This is a genomic window from Aquaspirillum serpens DSM 68 (assembly GCF_000420525.1).
In the GTDB taxonomy this organism is placed as follows: Bacteria; Pseudomonadota; Gammaproteobacteria; order Burkholderiales; family Aquaspirillaceae; genus Aquaspirillum; species Aquaspirillum serpens.
The window spans coordinates 1-21,977 of record NZ_ATVC01000049.1; the positions used below are offsets into that span (position 1 = coordinate 1).

Here is a 21,977-nt window from a genome sequence, read left to right on the forward strand (position 1 = left end):
GTGCATACCGACCGTGGCAGCCAATACGCCAGCGCAGCCCATCAGGCTTTGCTGCAACAGCACGGGTTACGACTGAGCATGAGCCGCAAGGGCAATTGTTGGGACAACGCCGTCATGGAGCGATTCTTCCTCAATCTGAAGATGGAACGCGTCTGGCAACGCGACTACGCCAACCACAACGAGGCCATCCGCGATATCGCTGATTACATCGTGACGTTCTACAACAACCTGCGATTGCATTCAACTCTGGGTTATTTGCCCCCAGCTGTCTACGAACAGAATATGGCAAACACACAACCTATCTCTCTGTCCGAAAAAATTTGACCGTTACAAAGCTCGTCAAACAGCGCAAAGAAAGCATCCGCATCGAGAAGGTAGAAAAGGTAAATCAACTTTTCTCAGACCACATTGCACAGCTGCAGTCAGAAATCTTCGGCGTGCAACTGATTGTGCAACGCCCAAACTTCGGTGGTGAGATTAAAGGTCTTAAAACGTTGAGCAGCATCCAAAACGCCCTCGACACTGCCCTAGCTTCTGCAAAGATAGAAGCCGATGCTCATGCCAAGGCTGTACGCGAAAAACTTGCTTGGTATCGAGAAAATGCAGCAGGTTATTTAGGCTTATTTGTTGATTTACAACAGCTCATTCTTAAACCAATGGAAGACTTCAAACTAACCATTGCAGACCGAATTGAGACCCACAAAAAAGCCGAAGCTGAACGCCTAGAAGCCGAGCGAGAACGCATCCGGCAAGAAGAGATCGAAAAGCTGGCAACGGTACAACAAACCAGCCCCACACTCCAACAACCCGAACCAGTAGAGGTAGCGTTAACGAGACCTATCCCTGAACAGGTCACACCCAACAACCGCAATCCAACATTAAAACTAGGAGTAATTAACGACCGCCTCGGATTCAGCGTGACAGCAGATTTCCTTCGTGCCCTTGGCTTTGAGCCTCAAACCAAAGGATCAACAAAGCTCTATCACGAAGAAGACTTTCCTGCTATCTGCCGCGCCATCATGCTGCACATTCAATCAGTTGCCAATGCTAACCACCACCTGAAACACGCGGCATAGCTAAAAACTTCACAAAATGTGCCAGTAGTCATTAGGCGTGTGTTTCGCATAACATAATTCCCTTTAATTAAGAAGGGAACACCTTGAACCTAACAACTATTTTTCTGTTATTTGTTGCTGGCGTCACGCTTGCCTTTTGTATTGATTCTGGCGGAAAAACCGACGAAGAAGCAATGCAAGAGATGCAGCAATGTATCAAACGCGGCATGCAATACTACCAAGACATCGGCTCATTCCCTCGACTGTCTGACGGCAGGATCACAGCAGACGTAGTGAGAGATCGATGTTCTCGTAGCCAATTAGCGTTTTAACAACCCTCAAACCCCGCCCAGTGCGGGGTTTTTACTTTACTGGAGCACAAAAAATGTGCAAAGAATTACTACAAAAAATCCGTGTCAAAAAAGGCCACCACACAGGCCGTCTAGGTGTCATCGTGGACCAATACCCAACCGGACACCTCTTCGCCAACCTCGCCCCGCTCAACAGCAAAACCACCAGCTCAAAAGAGATCCTCACCCAATCAATTGTGGGAGTCCTACTCGAACCAGGGGAATTCGACCATGCAACAGTATGAAGTAAAAATCGAAAAACGTTGCCCAATCGCAAACCGCACACGCTACATCACCAAAACCATATTTGCTGAAACATCAGTAGATGCCAGCAAACAAGCACTTTCGATGCCTGAAACAACAGGAGACGTCAGCATCACCGTTCAACCAATGAAAAGGAAAAACCATGCTTACAAGTGATGACCAAATCATCTGGCGGCCAGACTTCACCAAAAAAATGGGAGTCACAACAAACACCGTCCGGCGCTGGATCAAAGAAGGCAAAGTACCACCGCCGGACATCGACCTAAGCCTCAAGACGCAAGGCTGGCTCACCTCTACGCTGCACAAAGCGGGTATCAACATCCCACCGAACCGTGCATAAATACAGCCAATCAGCGTGCGCCTGCAACATCTCACGGCGCACATCTAAATACCTTGCACGATTATAAACAGCCCGAGTCTTATTCGTTGGCGTATGAGCAAGCTGCATCTCAATCGCATCAGGATTGTAGCCTTGCTCATTCGCCCACGTACTGCCCACCGACCGCCACCCATGGCCGGTCATAATCCCACCAAAACCAATCCGACGAATCAAATACAAAACCGCATTCTCGGACATCGGCCGTGTGATCGTGTGCTCATTCGGCCACACATAACCACTACCACGGCATCTCATCTTCATGTGCTGCAAAATCTCAATCGCCTGCCTTGGCAACGGCACAACATGATCCCGCGCCCGCTTCATCTTGCCCGCCGGTATCAACCAGATACCCTCATCCAAATCTATCTCATCCCAACGCATCATCCGCAGCTCATTAGTGCGCACCCACGTATAAGCCAACATCCGGCAAGCCAACACACTCTGCAAAGTCGGCGTCTCAAGAGACAAACGCTGCATAAAGGCAGGGACATCACTTAACTCAAGCGCCGCAAAACTCCGGCTTTTAGCTTTCCCAAATGCTTTCCTCGGGTCAATCATCGCCGCAGGGTTAGACAACATGAAACCCTGCTCAACAGCCCAATCAAACACCTGCCCCGCCCACATCCGAACTCGCCGTACATACACAAACAACCCAGCCTCATTCATCCTATTCAGCTCGGCAATCAAATCCTGACGCGAGATCGAACCAACATCCTTTTCGCACAATGCCCTTAGATGCATCTCAAGACCTCGGAGCGCATTCCTCTTATACCCATCAGACACATCATGCCGACCATCCCAATATCGGGTATAAGCCTCTCGAAAAGTCACCACCTTCTTAGGTGCTGCTTGTCGCTCTGCCATAGGGTCAATCCCATTAGCGATCATAGCCTTGACAGAGTCTCGGTGTTGTCGAGCAAGAGAGAGAGAAATTTCTGGATAAGGACCGAAGCTGATGGTTTTTGGCTTGTTGTTAAAACGATACGCCATGCGCCAAATCTTGCTGCCTGTTTTTGAGATAAACAGGAACAAACCACCCCCATCAAAGACCTTCTGATCTTTATCGGGCAATGGTCTGAAAGCCTTGCAGCGCGCGTCTGTCAGCGATTTTGTAGGCATCCTACACCCCCGTTTTTTAAGATGCCTACAAAAATGCCTACAACTGTGCTGATTGCCTCTGTTGCGCACGGTTGCGGATTGTTGTCTTTGTAGGCAAAAAAAAACAGCAAAACCATGATTTTACAGGGTTTGCTGTTGTGGTGTGTTGCTTACTTCACGCCTTCGTTGAGGCTGAGTGGCGGAAGTGGTGAGATTCGAACTCACGGAGGGCGCGAACCCTCGACGGTTTTCAAGACCGTTGCATTAAACCGCTCTGCCACACTTCCGCTAAAGAGACGCGCATCATACGAGATTTTCAGCATGTTGTCTAGACTGCAACAACATTTCCTCGGCATGTTGCAAAGTGGCGGCCGTGAGGTGTTCACCGCCTAACATCCGTGCAATTTCCTGCGTCCGTTCTGCATGGTTTAACACATGAATTTGGCTAAATGTGGCCGCATGATCGGTGTGTTTACTGACTTGCCAATGCTGTGCGCCGCAGGCGGCAACCTGTGGCAAATGCGTGACACATAACACTTGATAATGTTGTCCCAACTGGCGCAGTTTCTTACCGACAATTTCCGCCACTCGCCCACCAATCCCCACATCCACTTCATCAAAAATCAAGGTTGGAACAGCGGCAAGGCGGCTGGTGACGACTTGTAGTGCCAAGCTGATACGAGACAGTTCACCACCAGAGGCGACCTTAGCGAGCGGTCGTAAGCTCATGCCAGCATTAGCAGACACCAGATATTCCACCTGTTCTAAACCATACGCTGTCGGGCTGGCGCAGGCAGAAAGCTCAATGGCAAAACGTGCTCCGCCCATTGCCAAGCTTTGCATCTCGGCTTCAACCCGTGCTGCCAACTGTGGGGCAGCTTGTTGTCGCAGCCGTGATAGCTGCTCGGCAATCTCTTGATAGGCTTTTTCGAGTTTGGCTTCTTCTTCGCGCAGTGCCTCCGGTTGGGCCCGTTGTTCTAAGGCGGCGCGGGCGAGTTGCAGACGTTGTTCAACCGCCGGCAATTCTTCTGGTCGGGTGCGATATTTGCGCGCCATATCATGCAGTTTCTCGATCCGGCGCTCTAAACGCTGTAGCTCGGATGGATCTTGTTCTACATCATCAACATACGCCCGCAAGGCATACACCGCTTCTTGTAATTCAGCTTCTGCCGAGGCCAATAACGATAAAGTGTCATTGATACGGCTATCGAAGTGGGCCAAGCGTCCTAATCGGGTTTGCACTTGTGCCAACATCGCAAGGCTATTGTGCTCCCCCTCGGCAAGGGTATAGCGAGCTTGTTCGGCACTTTCTAATAATTCGGCTGCATGAGCGAGGCGGCTGTGTTGTTGCGACAACTGCTCCCATTCGCCTTCTTGCAAGGCTAGTTCGGCCAGCTCTTGCAACTGCCAATCTAAACGCTCTCGTTCCGATTCATAATCAGCCGCATGTTGTTCAGCCTCAAGGCGTTGTGCCTTGATGTGTTGCCATTGTTGCCACACGCTTTTCAAATCGGTAGCGGTATCGACAGCACCGGCGTAAGCATCAAGCAACTGCCGCTGGATGTCGCTTTTTAATAAGCCTTGGTGGGCGTGCTGGCCGTGAATTTCGACCAATAAACTGCCTGCGGCTTTGAGCTGGGCTAGGGTAACGGCTTGGCCATTGATAAAGCTTTTTGAACGACCTGCCGCATCAATCACCCGCCGCAATAACAATTCGTTTTCTTCATTCTCCAATGCCTGTTCTTTCAGCCATTGCTGTAATTCATCCACCCCATGAATGTTAAAACGCGCCGCGAGTTCGGCACGGGGCGCACCGTGGCGGACTAAATTGCCCTCGCCGCGCCCACCCAATAACAAGCCGAGTGCATCGAGCAAAATTGACTTACCGGCGCCGGTTTCGCCGGTTAAAACCGTGAATCCACGGTCAAATTCCAATTCCAGTTGATCGACAATAACAAAGTGACGAATAGAAAGATTGAGTAGCATGGCTTCAGCAAACAGAAAAACAATGGAAAAGTTATAACAGGCGCTCGCCCCAATGTAGCTTGTGCCGCAGCATATCGTAATAGTTGTAATCGAGCGGATGTAAAAAACGCATGGTATTAGGGTAACGCTGGATCACCACCTGATCGAGGTCTTGCAGCGCATGATGTTCTTGACCATCAAAATGCACCCGTGCATCTTGTGTTCGGGTCATGATCACCGTCACCACACTTTGATCGTTGATGGCAATCGGGCGATTGGACAGCGACTGCGGACAAATCGGCACCAAAGCGATAGCCGATACCGTAGGGTGGAGAATCGGCCCACCGGCGGCAAGAGAATAGGCGGTTGATCCGGTCGGTGTGGTGACGATTAAACCATCTGAGCGTTGGCTATAGACAAATTGTTGATCGACAAACACCTCAAACTCAATCATCGCGCCTGTCGCCCCTCGGCTAAATACCACATCATTGAGGGCCAGACTGTGGGCGATTTGTTGCCCCTCGCGCACAATGGTACAGGACAACAACATCCGTTCTTCTGGGCAGTGGTCACCACGCAAGATGGCGCTGACTGTACTCTGCATTTCATGTAAGGGAATATCTGTCATAAACCCCAATCGCCCCTGATTCACACCGATGAGTGGGACTTTATAGGGAGCGAGATGGCGTGCGACTGACAACATGGTGCCATCACCCCCCAACACCACTGCCACATCAATGCAGCTGCCTAACAACGCCCGTTCTACTTGCGGGTAGGCGCTGGCGGCAAGCAGGGGGTCTTGTTGGGTATCACGGTCGATGACAACGCGCAAACCTTGTTGGTCTAAGTGCGCGGCGAGTTGCAGGAGAGATTGCGCGACTTCTGGCCGACTGTGTCGTGCAATCAAACCAATCGTAGAAAAAAGACGGTTCATAAAAATATCGTGCGCCTATATAAAACATCGGTTCTAGGGCGGCAGAAGAAGCTGCCGCCGATTTCATTTTGTCTTAGGCAAGATCAAGCGCATGGCCATAGGTGCGGATCAGCTGGGCGAGGGAATGGCATTCTAGTTTGTCAAATAAGCTGGCGCGGTGTGATTCAATGGTGCGTGAGGAGACTTGCAACACCGAAGCAATTTGCTTACTCGAAGCGCCTTGCATGACCTGCTTAAACACTTCACGTTCACGCGGTGATAAGCGAGAGAGTTTGGTTTCGACTTCTTGATGGGCTGCTTCTTGGCGATGTTTTTCGATGCTGTGTTGCAGCGCAGTATCAATCGCTTTGAGCAAAGCACGCTCGTCAATTGGTTTGGTTAAGAAATCCACCGCGCCATTTTTGAATGCCACCGCACATTGTTCAACATCACCATGCCCAGTAATAAAGATGATAGGCAAATCGGCATTGGCCAACTGTAAAATTTTTTGCACATCAAGCCCAGAAAACAAGGGCATCCGTAAGTCTAAGATCACGCAGGCAATTTGGTGATCGTGGTGCTGGTTGTAGGTGGATAAAAAAACTTCGGGAGAATCGTAGGCAATGACTTCAAGGCCGTTGGAGCGCAACAACATCGACAGCGAATCTAACACCGCCGGATCATCATCGACCAAATAGACAATCGGCTGTTGCGCTTGGCTAGGGGTTGGGGTGTGGGGTGTGGTGTCCATAGTTGTTTTGATTCATAGAGGCAATAGGAAGCGACAAGATAAAGTTTGCGCCGCCATGTGGCAAGTTTTGTGCTTTTAAGCTGCCCCCAAACGATTGCGCGATGGTCTGACAAATGGTCAATCCTAGGCCCATGCCACTTGCTTTATTGGTGAAAAAGGGCTGGAACAGTTTTTCAAAATCGCCCTTTGCAATTCCCTTGCCATTATCAGAAATAGACAGTCGTACCATATCATTGTCGGTGCTGGTGTGAAGGGTGAGTTCGCCGAGGTGTCCCATAAACTCCACCGCATCCATGCCGTTGCGTAACAAATTGAGTGCAATTTGTTCTAATTGAATCGAGTCGGCCATTACCAATGGCAAATCGGGTGCTAAGTGGCATTGCACTTTCACTTGTTTTCTTTGTAGTTCATGATCGGCTAACTCTAAAACATCACCGACGATTTGATTGAGTGAAATGGCTTGGATTTTGACCGGACGGCGGGTAATAAATTGCCGCAGACGATGAATAATGCTACCAGCGCGTTGCGCTTGGTTGGCAATCGCCTGCATGGCGCGTTGTAGCTGGTTAATCTCAATGTCTTCTTCGGGCTCGTCCAACAAACGCAAACAGGCTTGGCTATAGCTCAAGATGGCAGAAAGGGGTTGGTTAATTTCATGCGCAATCCCCGAGGCCATCTCGCCCATCGTATGCAGACGACCGACGTGGGCCAGTTGCACTTCATGCTCACGAATGCGCTGTTCGCTGGCGGCGAGGGCCTCCATCGCACGTTGCCGCACTGGGCCAATGTTGCGGAACGTGAGCACGCCACCCCGCACCCGTTTTTCATTAGAAAACAGCGGTGAAATCATGCCTTCTACATGTAATAAGGTCTGGCCTTGTCGTTGTAAACGCGCATTTTCGCCAAACTCAATTGCTTTTGCTTCCTGTAAGCAATAAGCAAATAGGTTATCCGGTAGAGCATTCGATTGTGTGCGGATGGTAAATAGCTCTTGCAGTAGTTTATCTAAGGCTTTGCCTTCATCCAGTTGCAATAGCTGACAAGCAATCGGGTTGATATATTCGACTTGTTGTTGCCGGTTAAAGGTGATGACACCATCACCGATGGCCTCTAATGTGACCTTGGCGAGTTCACGTTGCCGACGCAGCGAGGCTTCGGCTTGTTGTTGCTGGCGCAGGGTACGCTGTTTTTGCAAAATCCCACGCATTAAAAAGAAACACGCTGCCCAAACCACTGCCCAGCCAAATAATAGATACGTCCATTGCGCATGTTGCCAGCGTGTTTGCCACGACACATCCAACACAAAGGGCTGACTTTCGCTGGGAAGGCCCAAGGTTTTTTGAAATTGTGGCAACCACGTATAGCTGTACTCAGTGGCTTTGGATTGATACAGCGGGTGAACCATCGACTCTTTACTGTCCGTGTGCCGCATGGTGAGCGTAACGCCTAAATTCGATTTGCGGGTGCTGCTCTCGATCAATTTTCGGCTATCCACTAACAAAACCACAATGGCCTGTTCCGCCCCTTGTATCGGATGAATGATGTTATCGGTGCTAATAGCTTGCATCAGCATGTATGAATAGCGGCCTTGAATCGACACAAAGCCGCCTGAGGTGACAGGATTGGGGTGGCGTAAGGCACGGGCCACGGTACGTTGCAAAATTGGATGTTGTAGTAAATCTAAGCCGATAATAAACGGATATTGTTTCTCGGGCGGCTCACGAAATACGATAGGTGCATAGAGTGCGCGATCGGGGGCAATGCGCCACGGCTGTTTTTCACCAAAATGAAATTCGCGGATATGAAACGGTTGTTGGTACAAAATCGACCATGACATTTCAAACTGTGGCCGCAGCTGGTAGGGCACGGGTGAGACAAATTCAAACGACTGTAGCTGAGGATGCGGTTTTAATAGGTGGGCGGCATATTGCCGAATATCCTCTAAGTCGATAACGCGCAAACTTTGAAACAGACCCACGATGCTATTGAGTACATGCTCATTCTGTCGCAGTTGAATTTCGATATGGCTGGCAATCAGCTCGCTCTCTTTATTAAAACGTTCTTCCCATGCCTGCCATTGCCAATAGCCATAGACCACACCAACCAATAACCCCCCGACTAACCAACTCAAAAACGCCACCATTCGCCACCGTGATGGCAAACGATAGAGGGTTAACACCATACGGCGTAGTTTACGTCGCATGATTGTCATGAAAGAGAAGTTTGTCATGCGCCAATGATGACATCAGCAATCCTTGTTCGGCAAGAGGGTTTCTAATAATTTTTCGTCATTGCTTATTGTCATTTGATAACATTGCTTATTGTCATTTGATAACGAGTGATCTGCCCGTTATCCATGGCCAAATAGCCGCCTGTATTGTCATACCAATCTGGAATGACCCACCGTGATAACAGCCGCGAGCCAATTTGATGCTGATGATGACGTGGGCGGTGGGTATGGCCGTGAATCAGATAATCTGCCGCATGTTGTTGCCAGCTTTGTTCCAGCGCGGTGGGATTGACATCCATAATCTGGGCAGTGCTGTCACGTTTATGTTGTTGGCTGCGCTGGCGCAGTTTTTCTGCCAGTTGTTGGCGGAACGATAGCGGTAGACGGCGCAGTAACGCTAATCGCCAAGGTTGGCGGATTTTTCGCCGGTAGCGTTGGTAAGCGAGGTCGTCAGTACACCAAGCATCGCCGTGTGATAACAGCACGCGGTGTTGCTGACAAATTATTACGCTGGGGTCTTCCAGCAGCGTGGCGCCGGTTAACTCGCTAAACCGTTGACCGAGTAGAAAATCACGGTTGCCACGCATAATAAACAGGGGGGTGTGATAAGCGAACTTCCCCATTTCGGCAATTAACTGACAATTTAATGGGGTTAAATCATCATCGCCAATCCAGTATTCAAACAGGTCTCCCAAGATATACAGCGCGGCACATTGCCCACGATGGCGCTGCAAAAAGGCCGTAAATAAGGCATTTAGGGCCGGAGTATCCGGCCCTAAATGGAGATCTGCGATAAACAGCGTACGCACGCGGGTTTATTCTGCTGCTGGCGCGTCGGTAATCAACTCGGCTTTTTCAATGATGACATTTTCTACTGGGACATCTTGGTGCATCCCTTTGCGCGAGGTTTTCACCGATTTGATGCTATCGACCACATCACGGCCTTCGACTACTTCACCAAAAACACAATAGCCCCAACCTTGCGACGATTCGTTTTTGAAGTCTAAGAATTCATTGTCAACGACATTGATAAAGAATTGGGCGGTAGCCGAGTGAGGGGCGTTGGTGCGAGCCATCGCAATGGTATAAGCCTTGTTTTTCAGGCCATTGTTGGCTTCGTTTGCAATCGGTTCGCGGGTGGGCTTTTGCAACATCCCTGCTTCAAAACCACCGCCTTGGATCATAAAGCCATTGATAACACGATGAAAAACGGTACCGTCGTAGTGGCCATCTTTCACATATTGTTCAAAATTAGCGACGGTAGCAGGGGCTTTATCTGCAAACAGTTGCAAGGTGATGACACCAAAATTAGTAGTCAGACGAATCATTATCGGTATTCCTATCAAAAAAGTCATCAAAAACAGATTATTCGCTTTTGAGAATCTGGGCTTGTTCAATCACTACAGGGTTGACTGGCACGTCGGCGTGCATCCCTTTTTGGCCGGTTTTGACCTTGGCAATGCGGTTGACTATGTCCATACCTTTGGTGACTCGGCCAAACACCGCATAACCATAGCCTTGCACATTAGGGGCCCGATGATTCAGAAAATCGTTCCCCGCTACATTGATAAAAAATTGTGCGGTGGCGGAGTGAGGGTCTTGGGTGCGGGCCATCGCAAGGGTGCCGGGCTCATTTTTTAAGCCATTGGCTGCTTCATTAGCAATGGGGGCGCGGGTGGGTTTTTCACGGAATTGCGCATCAAAGCCCCCCCCTTGAATCATAAAACCGTCAATCACACGGTGGAACAAAGTCCCGTTGTAGTGCCCCTCTTTAACATATTGTAAAAAGTTGGCGACGGTTTTCGGAGCACGCGCTGAATCAAGTTCAACTTGGATAGTGCCCTGATTGGTTTTGAATTCGACTGTGGGGGCAGAAAACGCCATGCTGCTACAGCAAATGCCGAGGGCGAACAGAAAACGACGCATTGTGGACTCAGCCTTAAGGTTATACTTGCGCGCTGGATGTTATCACAGCCTTTGAGCAAAATTCGCAAATGTCGTCACCGATTACCTACACTTTACTGTTGTTATTGGCCTCGAATGTCTTTATGACTTTCGCTTGGTATGGCCATCTAAAAAATTTATCCACTTCGCCTTGGTATATTGCTGCCTTTGCAAGTTGGGGGATTGCTTTGTTTGAATACCTGTTGCAAGTCCCTGCCAATCGCATTGGTTTCACTGTCCTGAGCCTAGCCCAACTAAAAATCATCCAAGAAGTCATGACCCTTTTGGTGTTTATCCCTTTCTCAATTTTTTATATGAATCAGCCATTTAAGTGGGATTTTGTTTGGGCTGGGTTGTGTATGTTGGGGGCAGTGTATTTTATGTTCCGGTCTTGAAAAGAAAACCAACTCATCTGACCGTATGACATCTTGCTGTTTGTCTCTGTTTTAACAGTATTTATTTGTTTTACTCTTTTGGTATATTGAGGTCAAAAGAATGGCAATGTATGATGTTGAGATTTCAAAAAATCTTTGACATCAAAAATGAAACCATTTTTTGCACATTCTGGTTCTGACAAAAATAAAACAGACTGGCAGCTTCTCCATGAGCATCTGCAATCTGTCGGTCAACTGGCTGCCGAACGTGCCGCCCCCTTTGGCGGGCAACAGTTGGCGCAGATTGCCGGCCTATTGCACGACATCGGCAAGTACACTGATGAGTTCCAGCGTCGTATCAATGGCGACCTGATTCGCGTCGATCATTCCACCCGTGGCGCGATGCTGGCGGTTGAGCGTTATGGCCCGGTGGTAGGGCGCTTGCTGGCCTATGGCATTGCCGGCCACCACGCTGGCTTGGCCAACGGCCGCGACCTCGGTAAGCGCAGCACGTTGGAAGAGCGGCTCAAGGGGAAGGATTTGCCGGTGCTGGTGGATCAGTGGCAGGAAGAAATCAGCCTGCCGGATAAATCGCAGCTGAAATTTCCGCCCGTGAACCCACGCAAGGAGCGTGTAGTTTTTCAACAAGCCTTTCTGGCCCGCATGCTGTTTTCCTGTCTGGTCGATGCCGATTTTCTCGATACCGAAGCTTTCTACAACCGCATCGAACACCGCTCATCACTGCGTTCCCACCAACCGCCGGCGCTGACCGAACTACGTGCGGCGCTGGACGATTATCTAGCAGGCTTTCGCGCTGATTCTTCAGTCAACCGCATTCGTGCTGACATTCTCGCCCATGTACGCCAGCAGGCAGAATGTCCACCGGGGCTGTTTTCACTGACGGTGCCGACCGGCGGTGGCAAAACGCTGGCTTCGTTGGCCTTCGCGCTGGACCATGCCATCCGTCACGGTTTGCGCCGCATCATCTACGTGATTCCTTTCACTAGCATCGTTGAACAAAACGCCGCTGTATTCCAGCAGGCGCTGGGCCAATTCGGCGAACAGGCGGTGTTGGAACATCACAGCGCCTTCAATGACGACCGTAGCAAAGACCGGCAGGCGCGCGACAAGCTGCGGCTCGCGATGGAAAACTGGGATTTTCCGATCATCGTTACCACGGCGGTACAGTTCTTTGAGAGCTTGTTCGCCGACCGCCCATCACGTTGCCGCAAGCTGCATAACATTGCCGGCAGTGTGATTATCCTCGACGAAGCGCAGACCTTGCCGCTGAAACTGCTACGTCCCTGCATGACTGTCATTGACGAACTGGCGCTTAACTACCGCTGCAGCCCCGTGCTTTGCACCGCAACCCAACCGGCGTTGCAGGCACCGCAATTTAAGGGTGGACTGCAAGGGGTGCGTGAATTAGCACCGAATCCCCCTCAACTGTTCCAGCAGCTGGCACGGGTGCAGATTCGGCAGGTGGGCATCCTCAGCGATGAGGCGTTGCAGCAGCAGATGGCGGCGCGTGAACAGGTGCTGTGTATCGTCAACAACCGCCGTCATGCCCGTGCGCTGTACGAGTCAATAGCTGGTTTGGAAGGTGCGCGCCATTTGACCACCCTGATGTGCGCTCGTCACCGCAGCGAGGTGCTGGCCGAAGTGCGTCAGCGCCTGCGTGATGGCTTGCCGTGTCGGTTGGTCGCCACTTCGCTGATTGAGGCTGGAGTGGATGTGGATTTTCCTTGCGTGCTACGCGCCGAAGCTGGGCTGGATTCGATTGCCCAAGCTGCAGGGCGCTGCAACCGCGAGGGGAAACGAGCACTGGAGGCTAGCGAGGTGTTGGTGTTCCAAACTGAAAACCCAGATTGGAAGGCTCCGCAAGAGCTACAGCAGTTCGCTCAGGCCGCCCGCGAGGTGCTCCGCAACACCTGCGGCGATCCGTTGGCACCCGAGGCTATCACCCGCTATTTTCAGCAACTGTATTGGCAGAAGGGTGAACGCGAACTGGATAAAGCCGACTTGCTGGCGCAGATCGAAAGCCAGCGGCTGGAGGGGATTCCGTTTGAGATGCTGGCCGATAAATTCCGCATGATTGATAGCGTACAGTGTCCGGTGATTATTCCATTTGATGAGATGGCAAACGCCGTCCTAAAGGATATTAGATCTCCTAAAGACGGAGGTGAACTGCCCTTAGTGCTAGCGCGGCAGTTGCAGTCCTATATCGTGCAGTTACCTCGTCAGGGCTATGAAGCCTTACTGAAAGTCGGTGCTATTCAGCCGGTGGCACCCGAGCGTTATGGTGAGCAGTTTATGGTTTTGGATAGCATTGATATTTATCATAATCAATGTGGGTTGAGTTGGGATAATCCAACATTTAAGTGCAATGAAAGCACATGTTGGTGAGGACTCGATGCTAATCAAAAAAAGGAGGGTTCATGGCCTATGGAATTCGCTTGAAAGTTTGGGGTGAGCGTGCTTGCTTCACTCGGCCAGAAATGAAGGTGGAGCGTGTCTCCTACGATGTCATCACGCCTTCGGCAGCGCGGGGCATTCTTGAAGCTATCCACTGGAAGCCGGCCATTCGCTGGGTGGTGGATCGTATTCATGTCATCAACCCGATTCGCTTTGAGTCGATCCGCCGCAACGAGGTGGGCGGTAAGTTGTCGGCAGCCAGTGTCAGTAAGGCAATAAAAGCTGGCCGAACGGATGGATTGATTACGCTGGCTGACGAAGATCGCCAGCAACGAGCCGCGACCGTGTTACGCGATGTGGCCTATGTGGTCGAAGCGCACTTCGAGCTGACCGCCAAAGCCGATGTTGGCGATTCGGAAGGCAAGCACTTAGATATTTTCAATCGCCGTGCGCGCAAGGGGCAGTATTTCCACGCGCCTTGTCTGGGGGTGCGTGAGTTTCCCGCTAGTTTCGAGCTGATCGAGCCGGATACTCTGTTGCCGGCGGTTCATGCTGATCTGCTGGGCGAGCGTGAGCTAGGTTGGATGTTGCACGACATTGATTTTGCCCACGACATGACGCCGCGCTTCTTTCGTGCTGTGATGTGTGATGGAGTGATTGAGGTACCTGCTTGGAACAGCGAGGAGGTCAAAGCATGATTCTTCAAGCACTCAATGACTATTACCAGCGGCTACTGACGCAGGGTGTTGGGATTGCCTTACCAGGCTACAGTCAGGAAAAAATCAGCTATGTGCTAGTGTTGTCATCGGCAGGTGAACTGGTCGATGTGCAGGATGTTCGCGTGCAGGTAGGTAAGAAGCTACAACCCAAACTGATCAGCGCACCGCAGCCGGAAAAGCGTACCTCTGGCGTGAAATCCAACTTTCTTTGGGACAAAACCAGTTATGTGCTGGGCGTCAGTGCCAAGGAGGGCGGGCGTTCAGCGCAAGAGCATCAGGCTTTCAAGGAATTGCATTGCAATCTGCTTGCGGATAACACCGATCCCAGTTTGCAAGCCCTACTGAAGTTCCTACAGCAGTGGACACCCGAGCAATTTCAGCCACCATTGTTCAATGCCGAGATGCTCGACAGTAATCTGGTGTTCCGCCTTGATGGTCAAATGCAATACCTACACGACACACCAGCAGCACAAGCCATTTGGAGCCGGTTGCAGGCTGGTGCAGATAGCAAGGAAGGCATGTGTTTGGTGACCGGACAGCGTCAACCGCTGGCACGACTACATCCGGCGATCAAAGGTGTGAACGGCGCACAAAGCTCTGGGGCCTCTATCGTCTCTTTCAACTTAGAGTCGTTCAGCTCCTATGGCAAAGCGCAGGGTGACAACGCGCCAGTGTCCGAACAGGCCGCCTTTGCCTATACCACAGTGCTTAACCACCTGTTGCGCCGCGATGACAGCAACCACCAGCGCTTGCAAATCGGTGATGCCAGTGTGGTGTTCTGGGCCGAGGCCGCCAATGCTGCACAGGCAGACGCGGCGGAAACGCTATTCTGGGAAATGCTTGATCCGCCTGCTGATGATGTCTCTGAAACCGAGCATTTGCGTCAGGCACTGGATAAGGTGGCTAACGGACGTGCTTTGCGCGAGCTGAGCCCAGAGTTGGAGGATGATACTCGGATCTATGTGTTGGGCTTGTCTCCGAATGCTTCGCGGCTGTCGATTCGTTTTTGGGAGACTGACAGCCTCGGTAACTTTGCCCGCCGGCTGGCCGAGCATTTTCAGGATTTGGCGCTGGAGCCGCTGCCTTGGAAGACTGAACCAGCCATGTGGCGCTTATTGCATGCCACCGCGCCCAGCCGCGATGGAAAAAGTAAGGCCGAGGACATTCCGCCGCAACTGGCTGGCGAGCTGACCCGTGCCATCCTGACCGGCAGCCGCTATCCGCGCAGCCTGCTCAACACCATCATCATGCGCCTGCGTGCCGACGGCGATATTTCCGGCACACGGGTCGCACTCTGTAAAGCCGTTTTGGCGCGTGATTTGCGCCTTGGTGTCAAAGGTATTAACGAGGAGATCCCTATGAGTCTTGATAAAGAAGCCAGCAACCCCGGCTACCGGCTGGGCCGGTTGTTTGCGGTGCTGGAAAGTGCTCAACATCATGCGCTAGGCGGTAAGGTCAACGCCACCATCCGTGATCGTTATTACGGAGCGGCTTCCGCCACCCCTGCGACCGTGTTCCCGATGTTGCTGCGTAATACGCAGAATCACCTGTCCAAGGTGCGTAAGGAAAAGCCAGGGCTGGCGGTTACGTTGGAGAAGGAAATCAGCGAGATCATCGACGGCCTGCCGCCACAGTTCCCGCGTAGCTTGCGGCTGGAAGATCAGGGCCGTTTTGCCATTGGCTATTACCACCAGTCTCAAGCCCGTTTCGGCCACAGCAAGGACGAAGACGCCGACACCACCGAATCCACCGAGCAAGGAGCAGCAGAATGAGCGCCATCGCTAACCGTTATGAATTTGTTTATCTGTTTGATGTGACCAATGGCAACCCAAATGGCGACCCAGATGCCGGCAATATGCCGCGTCTCGACCCAGAAACCAACCAAGGTTTGGTAACGGATGTTTGTCTGAAACGCAAGATTCGTAATTATGTGGCGTTGGAGAAGGCTGATGCCGAGGGCAAGCCAGAACAAGGTTATGTCATCTATATGCAAGAAAAATCCGTGTTGAACAATCAACACAAACAAGCCTATGCCGCGCTTGGTATCGAGCCGGAGGCCAAGAAGCTGCCGAAAGATGAAGCAAAGGCCCATGAGCTGACGCGCTGGATGTGTGCCAACTTCTTCGATGTGCGCGCCTTCGGTGCGGTGATGACCACCGAAGTCAATGCCGGACAGGTGCGCGGCCCGATTCAACTCGCTTTCGCCACGTCGATTGATCCGGTGATCCCGTTGGAGGTGTCGATCACTCGCATGGCAGTCACCAATGAGAAAGATCTCGAAAAAGAACGCACGATGGGCCGCAAGCATATTATTCCCTATGGCTTGTACCGCGCCCACGGTTTCATCTCTGCCAAGCTGGCCGAGCGCACGGGTTTTTCCGAGGGTGATCTCGAATTGCTGTGGCGTGCACTAATCAATATGTTCGAGCACGACCGCTCGGCTGCGCGTGGCGAGATGGCGGCGCGCAAACTGATCGTGTTCAAGCATGACCACCCGATGGGCAATGCACCAGCGCACAAGCTGTTCGATCTGGTGAAAGTGCAGCGTGTTGAAGGTGAAGCCGATACACCAGCACGCAGCTTTGCCGATTATGAAGTCAGTATCGACCGTGATGGCTTGCCGACGGGCGTTACGATTGAGGAAGTCTTGTAAGGTGGAGGCGGGCATGGAAGACGATGACCTAATCCCGCTGTCCGCCCTTCAGCATTATTTGTACTGTCCGCGCCAGTGCGCGCTGATCCATGTTGAACAGCAGTGGGAGGAAAACCGGCAGACCGCCGAAGGCCGCCTACTGCACCAGCATGCCGATCAGCCGCAGACCGAGTTGCGTCATGGAATACGCACTGCAACCGCCATGCCACTGGCGAGCCGTGCGTTGGGCATCAGCGGCATTGCCGATGTGGTCGAGTTTCACGGTGAACGGCCCTTCCCTGTTGAGTACAAACGTGGCAGGCCGAAGGCGCATCGTGCTGATGAGGTCCAACTGTGCGCGCAGGCGTTGTGTCTGGAGGAGATGCTGGGACGGACTGTGCCTGAGGGGGCATTGTTTTATGGACAAACCCACCGCCGCAAAGCGGTTACCTTTGATTCTGCCCTACGCAGTCTGACCCTTGACACCATCACCGCCACCCGCAGTCTGCTGGACGGGCAGGATACCCCTGTGGCGCAATACCAGCCTAAACGTTGTGACGCTTGCTCATTGATCGAGCTGTGCCAGCCGCGTTTGCTGGGGCGCAAACAGACCGTCGGCCAGTGGCTGCGGCAACAACTCAAGGATTGAATCATGCGCCGGCAACTCAACACCCTGTACGTGTCATCAGAAGGGGCTTGGTTACGGAAGGATGGTGCCAACATCGTCATGGAAATTGACGGTGAGATTCGCGGCCGGATTCCGGTGCACATGCTCGAAAGTCTAGTGTGTATCGGTCGGGTATTGGTATCGCCGCCGCTGCTGGGCTACTGCGCCGAACAAGGCATCTGCATCAGTTACCTAACGCCCAACGGTAAGTTTCTCGCTCGCGTCGAAGGGCCGGTATCTGGCAACGTGCTGTTGCGCCGCGAGCAGTACCGGCGCAGCGACAATCCAGCTAGCTGTGCCGCCATCGTCGCTAATTTTCTGGTCGGTAAGGTGTATAACCAGCGTGCTGTGATCGGGCGTGCTCTGCGCGATCATGGTGACAAGTTGGCGCAAGAGGCACGTACGGCACTGGAAATCACTCACAAGCGATTGGCACAGATTGCCGACCGTTTGCTGTTCGAACAAGAAGTGAATGTGCTACGTGGACTGGAAGGTGAAGCGGCGAATGCCTATTTCAAAGTATTTGACCATCTAATCCGTGTGCCAGATCCTGCCTTACGTTTCAAGGGACGCAGCCGCCGACCACCGCTCGATCCTGTCAATGCCTTGCTGTCATTTCTTTACACGCTGCTAACCCACGATTGCCGTTCAGCACTGGAAACCGTTGGCCTTGACCCTGCTGTCGGCTATCTGCACCGTGATCGACCCGGACGGCCAAGCCTTGCTTTAGATTTGGTCGAAGAATTCCGCCCTGTTTTAGCCGACCGACTGGCACTGTCATTGATCAATCGCAAGCAACTGACTGCCCATGACTTTCAGTTTATGGACAACGGTGCCGTACTGTTGCGCGATGAGGCGCGTAAAACTGTGCTGATCGCCTATCAGGAACGCAAGCGCGAAACGCTGCGCCATGGGTTTCTGGAGGAAGCGGCACCGCTCGGTCTATTCATGTTTATTCAGGCACAGTTGCTGGCGCGGCATCTGCGCGGTGATTTGGATGCCTACCCACCTTTCATTTGGAAGTGAGCGCTGCCCATGATGGTTTTAGTGAGTTATGACGTGAGTACCGAAGGCGACGGCGCCCGCCGCCTACGCCGTGTTGCCCGTGCTTGTCTCGATTATGGCCAACGTGCCCAATATTCAGTGTTCGAGATCGAGGTTGATCCGGCGCAGTGGGCGATGCTCAAAAATCGGCTGTGTGGGCTGATCGACCCAGAAGTGGACAGTTTGCGTTTCTATTATTTGGGCAAAAATTGGCAAGATCGTGTTGAGCATGTTGGTGCTAAACCTGTGCTTGATCTGAATGGGCCACTGATTCTTTAATTTGCGAACCGTAAGTGACCGGATAAATCCTGAGTGATTCGCAGATTGATAATGCATTGAATTTTAATGCTTATTTTTTTAGGTAGAGGATGGGGAGGAGAAATTAACTATTTGTGTAAAACATGTTCGCAAAAACACATCTCTTTTATTTTTGGAATGAATACGTTATAAGCGAACAGTCGCGCCCCACGCGGGCGCGTGGATTGAAACAACATGGGCAATCCGACAGTAACCTACGCTTATCGTCGCGCCCCACGCGGGCGCGTGGATTGAAACACATCTCTCAAAGTATCGACAGACACGCCATCAAGTCGCGCCCCACGCGGGCGCGTGGATTGAAACATTTTTAATTAAATTACGCTGGTCAATATCAGCAAGTCGCGCCCCACGCGGGCGCGTGGATTGAAACTTCAATCAGTGACTTAATTTTTAGCGCATGTCGCGCCCCACGCGGGCGCGTGGATTGAAACATTTTCTCACCTTTTCTCAAAACTCGCTAAAAGGTCGCGCCCCACGCGGGCGCGTGGATTGAAACTTGTCGCACCATTTATTGAGTATCCGCGCCTTAAGTCGCGCCCCACGCGGGCGCGTGGATTGAAACATGTCGTAAATTAAAAGACGCGATTAACTTGTCTCGTCGCGCCCCACGCGGGCGCGTGGATTGAAACCATGATGACCGCGTGACCATCGGTGTTTGTGACAGAGTCGCGCCCCACGCGGGCGCGTGGATTGAAACTACATTCACCTATCCGAGTCATTGATGAAGCCTATGTCGCGCCCCACGCGGGCGCGTGGATTGAAACGACACCAACAACATCAATTGCATTTGGTCCGTATGGTCGCGCCCCACGCGGGCGCGTGGATTGAAACTGCTCCAGCGGCTCCAACAACAGACACAGATTCCCGTCGCGCCCCACGCGGGCGCGTGGATTGAAACAACCTGTCTAACGATGGTCTATTGTGGGCCGTTATCGTCGCGCCCCACGCGGGCGCGTGGATTGAAACTTGCCCTCGCCCACATCAACGCGAACTGGACGCCCAGTCGCGCCCCACGCGGGCGCGTGGATTGAAACTAATCCTAGCTCTCAACCCTGATTCGCTAATACCGTCGCGCCCCACGCGGGCGCGTGGATTGAAACATCCATGGCCGGTCAACGCTTTTTCTGACGTCTGGTCGCGCCCCACGCGGGCGCGTGGATTGAAACACCCGTTTCGGTGGGCTTGATGTGATCAATCAACTGTCGCGCCCCACGCGGGCGCGTGGATTGAAACTGCATTTCGACTTTGAACGAGTGGTACTCTTGCGGTCGCGCCCCACGCGGGCGCGTGGATTGAAACATCGCGGACGTTTTCGAGAGTGCGCGCGTCAAGATGTCGCGCCCCACGCGGGCGCGTGGATTGAAACTCCGATTTGGCTTGTTGGCTCGTCTGCTAATCAGGTCGCGCCCCACGCGGGCGCGTGGATTGAAACCCGTCCCCGTGCGCGGTGTGATGAGTTGCGCGCCCAGTCGCGCCCCACGCGGGCGCGTGGATTGAAACTTAAACAGCTTTTCAGCTTCGTTGGTTGGGTTAAGGTCGCGCCCCACGCGGGCGCGTGGATTGAAACTACGTTACCGCCTTGTGCCGTGGTGTACGTCCACGGTCGCGCCCCACGCGGGCGCGTGGATTGAAACTGCCAATGCCTGACGGCCCGTGAATCATAATCAGGTCGCGCCCCACGCGGGCGCGTGGATTGAAACATCACGGTTGTTGATAAAAGCGCGAACAACCGCGTCGCGCCCCACGCGGGCGCGTGGATTGAAACGACATGCCGAACATCAATAGGAAACCCGTTAACCGGTCGCGCCCCACGCGGGCGCGTGGATTGAAACGTCTTTGGTGGTGGCTGAGCATTTTGGCAAGCGGCGTCGCGCCCCACGCGGGCGCGTGGATTGAAACAGGACGATGTAACCCGATGTGGATTTATTCGAACGTCGCGCCCCACGCGGGCGCGTGGATTGAAACTATTTCACGCTGACGGTTAGCGTCTTGTTTTTGCGTCGCGCCCCACGCGGGCGCGTGGATTGAAACTTGCAATCGATCATTCAAGCAATGCAGCAATTCCGGTCGCGCCCCACGCGGGCGCGTGGATTGAAACTTGCCACGAGAGGGGGCGATACTCAATGTGCCCGTCGCGCCCCACGCGGGCGCGTGGATTGAAACATCTACGGGCGTGTCGCGAATTACACCGCCGGCAACGGTCGCGCCCCACGCGGGCGCGTGGATTGAAACTCTGAGCTATCTGCTGCGAGAGTTTCGCTAGATTGTCGCGCCCCACGCGGGCGCGTGGATTGAAACGTTGCGATTAGGCACAAAAAAACCGCCACGGCGGTGGCGGTCGCGCCCCACGCGGGCGCGTGGATTGAAACCCCAACCAGCTGCCAGCGGTGGCGGGGGAGAAAGAGGGTCGCGCCCCACGCGGGCGCGTGGATTGAAACGAGCAATTTCCATGAATCGGCGTACTCGATAATCTGTCGCGCCCCACGCGGGCGCGTGGATTGAAACTTTAGGTAACTTTTTAACTTTTGCATGCCCTGTGTCGCGCCCCACGCGGGCGCGTGGATTGAAACAACCTCCGGAAGATGTCGAAAATCAAACCAGGTCAGTCGCGCCCCACGCGGGCGCGTGGATTGAAACGCCAGCAAGGCGAATGCTGCGAGTGGCCGCAGGCAGTCGCGCCCCACGCGGGCGCGTGGATTGAAACGGTGCGACTTGTTGCCCATCGTAGATGCGCCCCCAGTCGCGCCCCACGCGGGCGCGTGGATTGAAACACACCGAAGATACACCGTCTTTCACGGTAACCCGTCGCGCCCCACGCGGGCGCGTGGATTGAAACTCAAGCAAGTGCGGCTTGAGGCG

General features: G+C 52.8%; 20 protein-coding genes, 1 tRNA gene and 1 CRISPR repeat array. Of the genes, 12 read left to right on the forward strand and 9 right to left on the reverse strand.

All coding sequences use genetic code 11. The features are described from left to right. The 4 genes from G465_RS0109560 to G465_RS15130 all read left to right on the forward strand — a co-directional run. Window positions 1-324, forward strand: a 324-nt coding sequence (locus G465_RS0109560; RefSeq protein WP_022654249.1) for an integrase core domain-containing protein, incomplete at its 5' end; no start/stop codon positions are given. Continuing rightward, window positions 321-1,076 carry a hypothetical protein gene (locus G465_RS14300; protein ID WP_022654250.1) on the forward strand — a complete coding sequence of 252 codons (756 nt, stop codon included), beginning with the start codon at window positions 321-323 and terminating at the stop codon, window positions 1,074-1,076. The genes G465_RS0109560 and G465_RS14300, both read left to right, overlap by 4 nt. A gap of 83 nt (window positions 1,077-1,159) precedes the next feature. Beyond that, a complete protein-coding gene (locus G465_RS15820; protein ID WP_155846530.1) occupies window positions 1,160-1,387 on the forward strand; it encodes a hypothetical protein in 228 nt (75 codons plus the stop codon). 249 nt (window positions 1,388-1,636) lie between these two features. Further along, window positions 1,637-1,825, forward strand: coding sequence for a hypothetical protein (locus tag G465_RS15130; protein ID WP_022654252.1), 189 nt, complete (start codon window positions 1,637-1,639; stop codon window positions 1,823-1,825). A gap of 106 nt (window positions 1,826-1,931) precedes the next feature. Here the strand turns inward: G465_RS15130 and G465_RS14310 are convergent, their stop codons facing one another. From G465_RS14310 to G465_RS0109620, 9 genes are all read right to left on the reverse strand, one after another. Continuing rightward, on the reverse strand, window positions 1,932-3,167 hold the full coding sequence (locus G465_RS14310; RefSeq protein WP_022654253.1) for a tyrosine-type recombinase/integrase: 1,236 nt from the start codon (window positions 3,165-3,167) through the stop codon (window positions 1,932-1,934). Between the two features lie 176 nt (window positions 3,168-3,343). Further along, window positions 3,344-3,433, reverse strand: a tRNA-Ser gene (locus tag G465_RS0109585). A 16-nt stretch (window positions 3,434-3,449) separates the two neighbouring features. Next, window positions 3,450-5,132: a DNA repair protein RecN gene (gene recN / locus G465_RS0109590; RefSeq protein WP_022654254.1), complete on the reverse strand. Its 1,683-nt coding sequence runs from the start codon at window positions 5,130-5,132 to the stop codon at window positions 3,450-3,452. Between the two features lie 31 nt (window positions 5,133-5,163). Continuing rightward, window positions 5,164-6,045: an NAD kinase gene (locus tag G465_RS0109595; RefSeq protein WP_022654255.1), complete on the reverse strand. Its 882-nt coding sequence runs from the start codon at window positions 6,043-6,045 to the stop codon at window positions 5,164-5,166. 73 nt (window positions 6,046-6,118) lie between these two features. Further along, window positions 6,119-6,775: a response regulator transcription factor gene (locus G465_RS0109600; protein ID WP_022654256.1), complete on the reverse strand. Its 657-nt coding sequence runs from the start codon at window positions 6,773-6,775 to the stop codon at window positions 6,119-6,121. After that, the gene (locus G465_RS0109605) at window positions 6,744-8,978 is read right to left on the reverse strand and encodes an ATP-binding protein (RefSeq protein ID WP_162138827.1); all 2,235 of its coding nucleotides are present in this window, start codon (window positions 8,976-8,978) and stop codon (window positions 6,744-6,746) included. The genes G465_RS0109600 and G465_RS0109605 overlap by 32 nt, the downstream gene beginning before the upstream one ends. 98 nt (window positions 8,979-9,076) lie before the next feature. After that, window positions 9,077-9,814: a UDP-2,3-diacylglucosamine diphosphatase gene (locus G465_RS0109610; RefSeq protein ID WP_022654258.1), complete on the reverse strand. Its 738-nt coding sequence runs from the start codon at window positions 9,812-9,814 to the stop codon at window positions 9,077-9,079. Window positions 9,815-9,820: 6 nt separating this feature from the next. Next, entirely contained in the window at window positions 9,821-10,333 is a 513-nt protein-coding gene (locus tag G465_RS0109615; RefSeq protein ID WP_022654259.1) for a peptidylprolyl isomerase, read from the reverse strand. Window positions 10,334-10,370: 37 nt separating this feature from the next. Then, a complete protein-coding gene (locus tag G465_RS0109620; RefSeq protein ID WP_022654260.1) occupies window positions 10,371-10,931 on the reverse strand; it encodes a peptidylprolyl isomerase in 561 nt (186 codons plus the stop codon). A gap of 68 nt (window positions 10,932-10,999) precedes the next feature. On the opposite strand from G465_RS0109620, the gene G465_RS0109625 reads away from it, so the two are divergent. From G465_RS0109625 to cas2, 8 genes are all read left to right on the forward strand, one after another. Beyond that, on the forward strand, window positions 11,000-11,344 hold the full coding sequence (locus G465_RS0109625) for a DMT family protein (RefSeq protein ID WP_022654261.1): 345 nt from the start codon (window positions 11,000-11,002) through the stop codon (window positions 11,342-11,344). 147 nt (window positions 11,345-11,491) lie between these two features. After that, the gene (locus G465_RS0109630) at window positions 11,492-13,729 is read left to right on the forward strand and encodes a CRISPR-associated endonuclease Cas3'' (protein WP_022654262.1); all 2,238 of its coding nucleotides are present in this window, start codon (window positions 11,492-11,494) and stop codon (window positions 13,727-13,729) included. A gap of 32 nt (window positions 13,730-13,761) precedes the next feature. Continuing rightward, window positions 13,762-14,436: a type I-C CRISPR-associated protein Cas5c gene (gene cas5c / locus G465_RS0109635; protein WP_022654263.1), complete on the forward strand. Its 675-nt coding sequence runs from the start codon at window positions 13,762-13,764 to the stop codon at window positions 14,434-14,436. Next, on the forward strand, window positions 14,433-16,229 hold the full coding sequence (gene cas8c / locus G465_RS0109640; RefSeq protein ID WP_022654264.1) for a type I-C CRISPR-associated protein Cas8c/Csd1: 1,797 nt from the start codon (window positions 14,433-14,435) through the stop codon (window positions 16,227-16,229). The genes cas5c and cas8c overlap by 4 nt, the downstream gene beginning before the upstream one ends. After that, complete coding sequence (gene cas7c, locus G465_RS0109645) at window positions 16,226-17,110, forward strand: type I-C CRISPR-associated protein Cas7/Csd2 (RefSeq protein WP_022654266.1); 885 nt, start codon at window positions 16,226-16,228, stop codon at window positions 17,108-17,110. The genes cas8c and cas7c overlap by 4 nt, the downstream gene beginning before the upstream one ends. Beyond that, a complete protein-coding gene (gene cas4 / locus G465_RS0109650) occupies window positions 17,094-17,738 on the forward strand; it encodes a CRISPR-associated protein Cas4 (RefSeq protein ID WP_308417103.1) in 645 nt (214 codons plus the stop codon). The genes cas7c and cas4 overlap by 17 nt, the downstream gene beginning before the upstream one ends. Before the next feature lie 3 nt (window positions 17,739-17,741). Then, window positions 17,742-18,782, forward strand: a complete 1,041-nt coding sequence (gene cas1c, locus G465_RS0109655) for a type I-C CRISPR-associated endonuclease Cas1c (protein ID WP_022654268.1) — start codon at window positions 17,742-17,744, stop codon at window positions 18,780-18,782. A 9-nt stretch (window positions 18,783-18,791) separates the two neighbouring features. Next, on the forward strand, window positions 18,792-19,079 hold the full coding sequence (gene cas2 / locus G465_RS0109660; RefSeq protein WP_022654269.1) for a CRISPR-associated endonuclease Cas2: 288 nt from the start codon (window positions 18,792-18,794) through the stop codon (window positions 19,077-19,079). 178 nt (window positions 19,080-19,257) lie between these two features. Continuing rightward, window positions 19,258-21,954: a CRISPR direct-repeat array (repeat unit 32 nt; unit sequence GTCGCGCCCCACGCGGGCGCGTGGATTGAAAC). The last annotated feature ends 23 nt before the right edge of the window (window positions 21,955-21,977 follow it).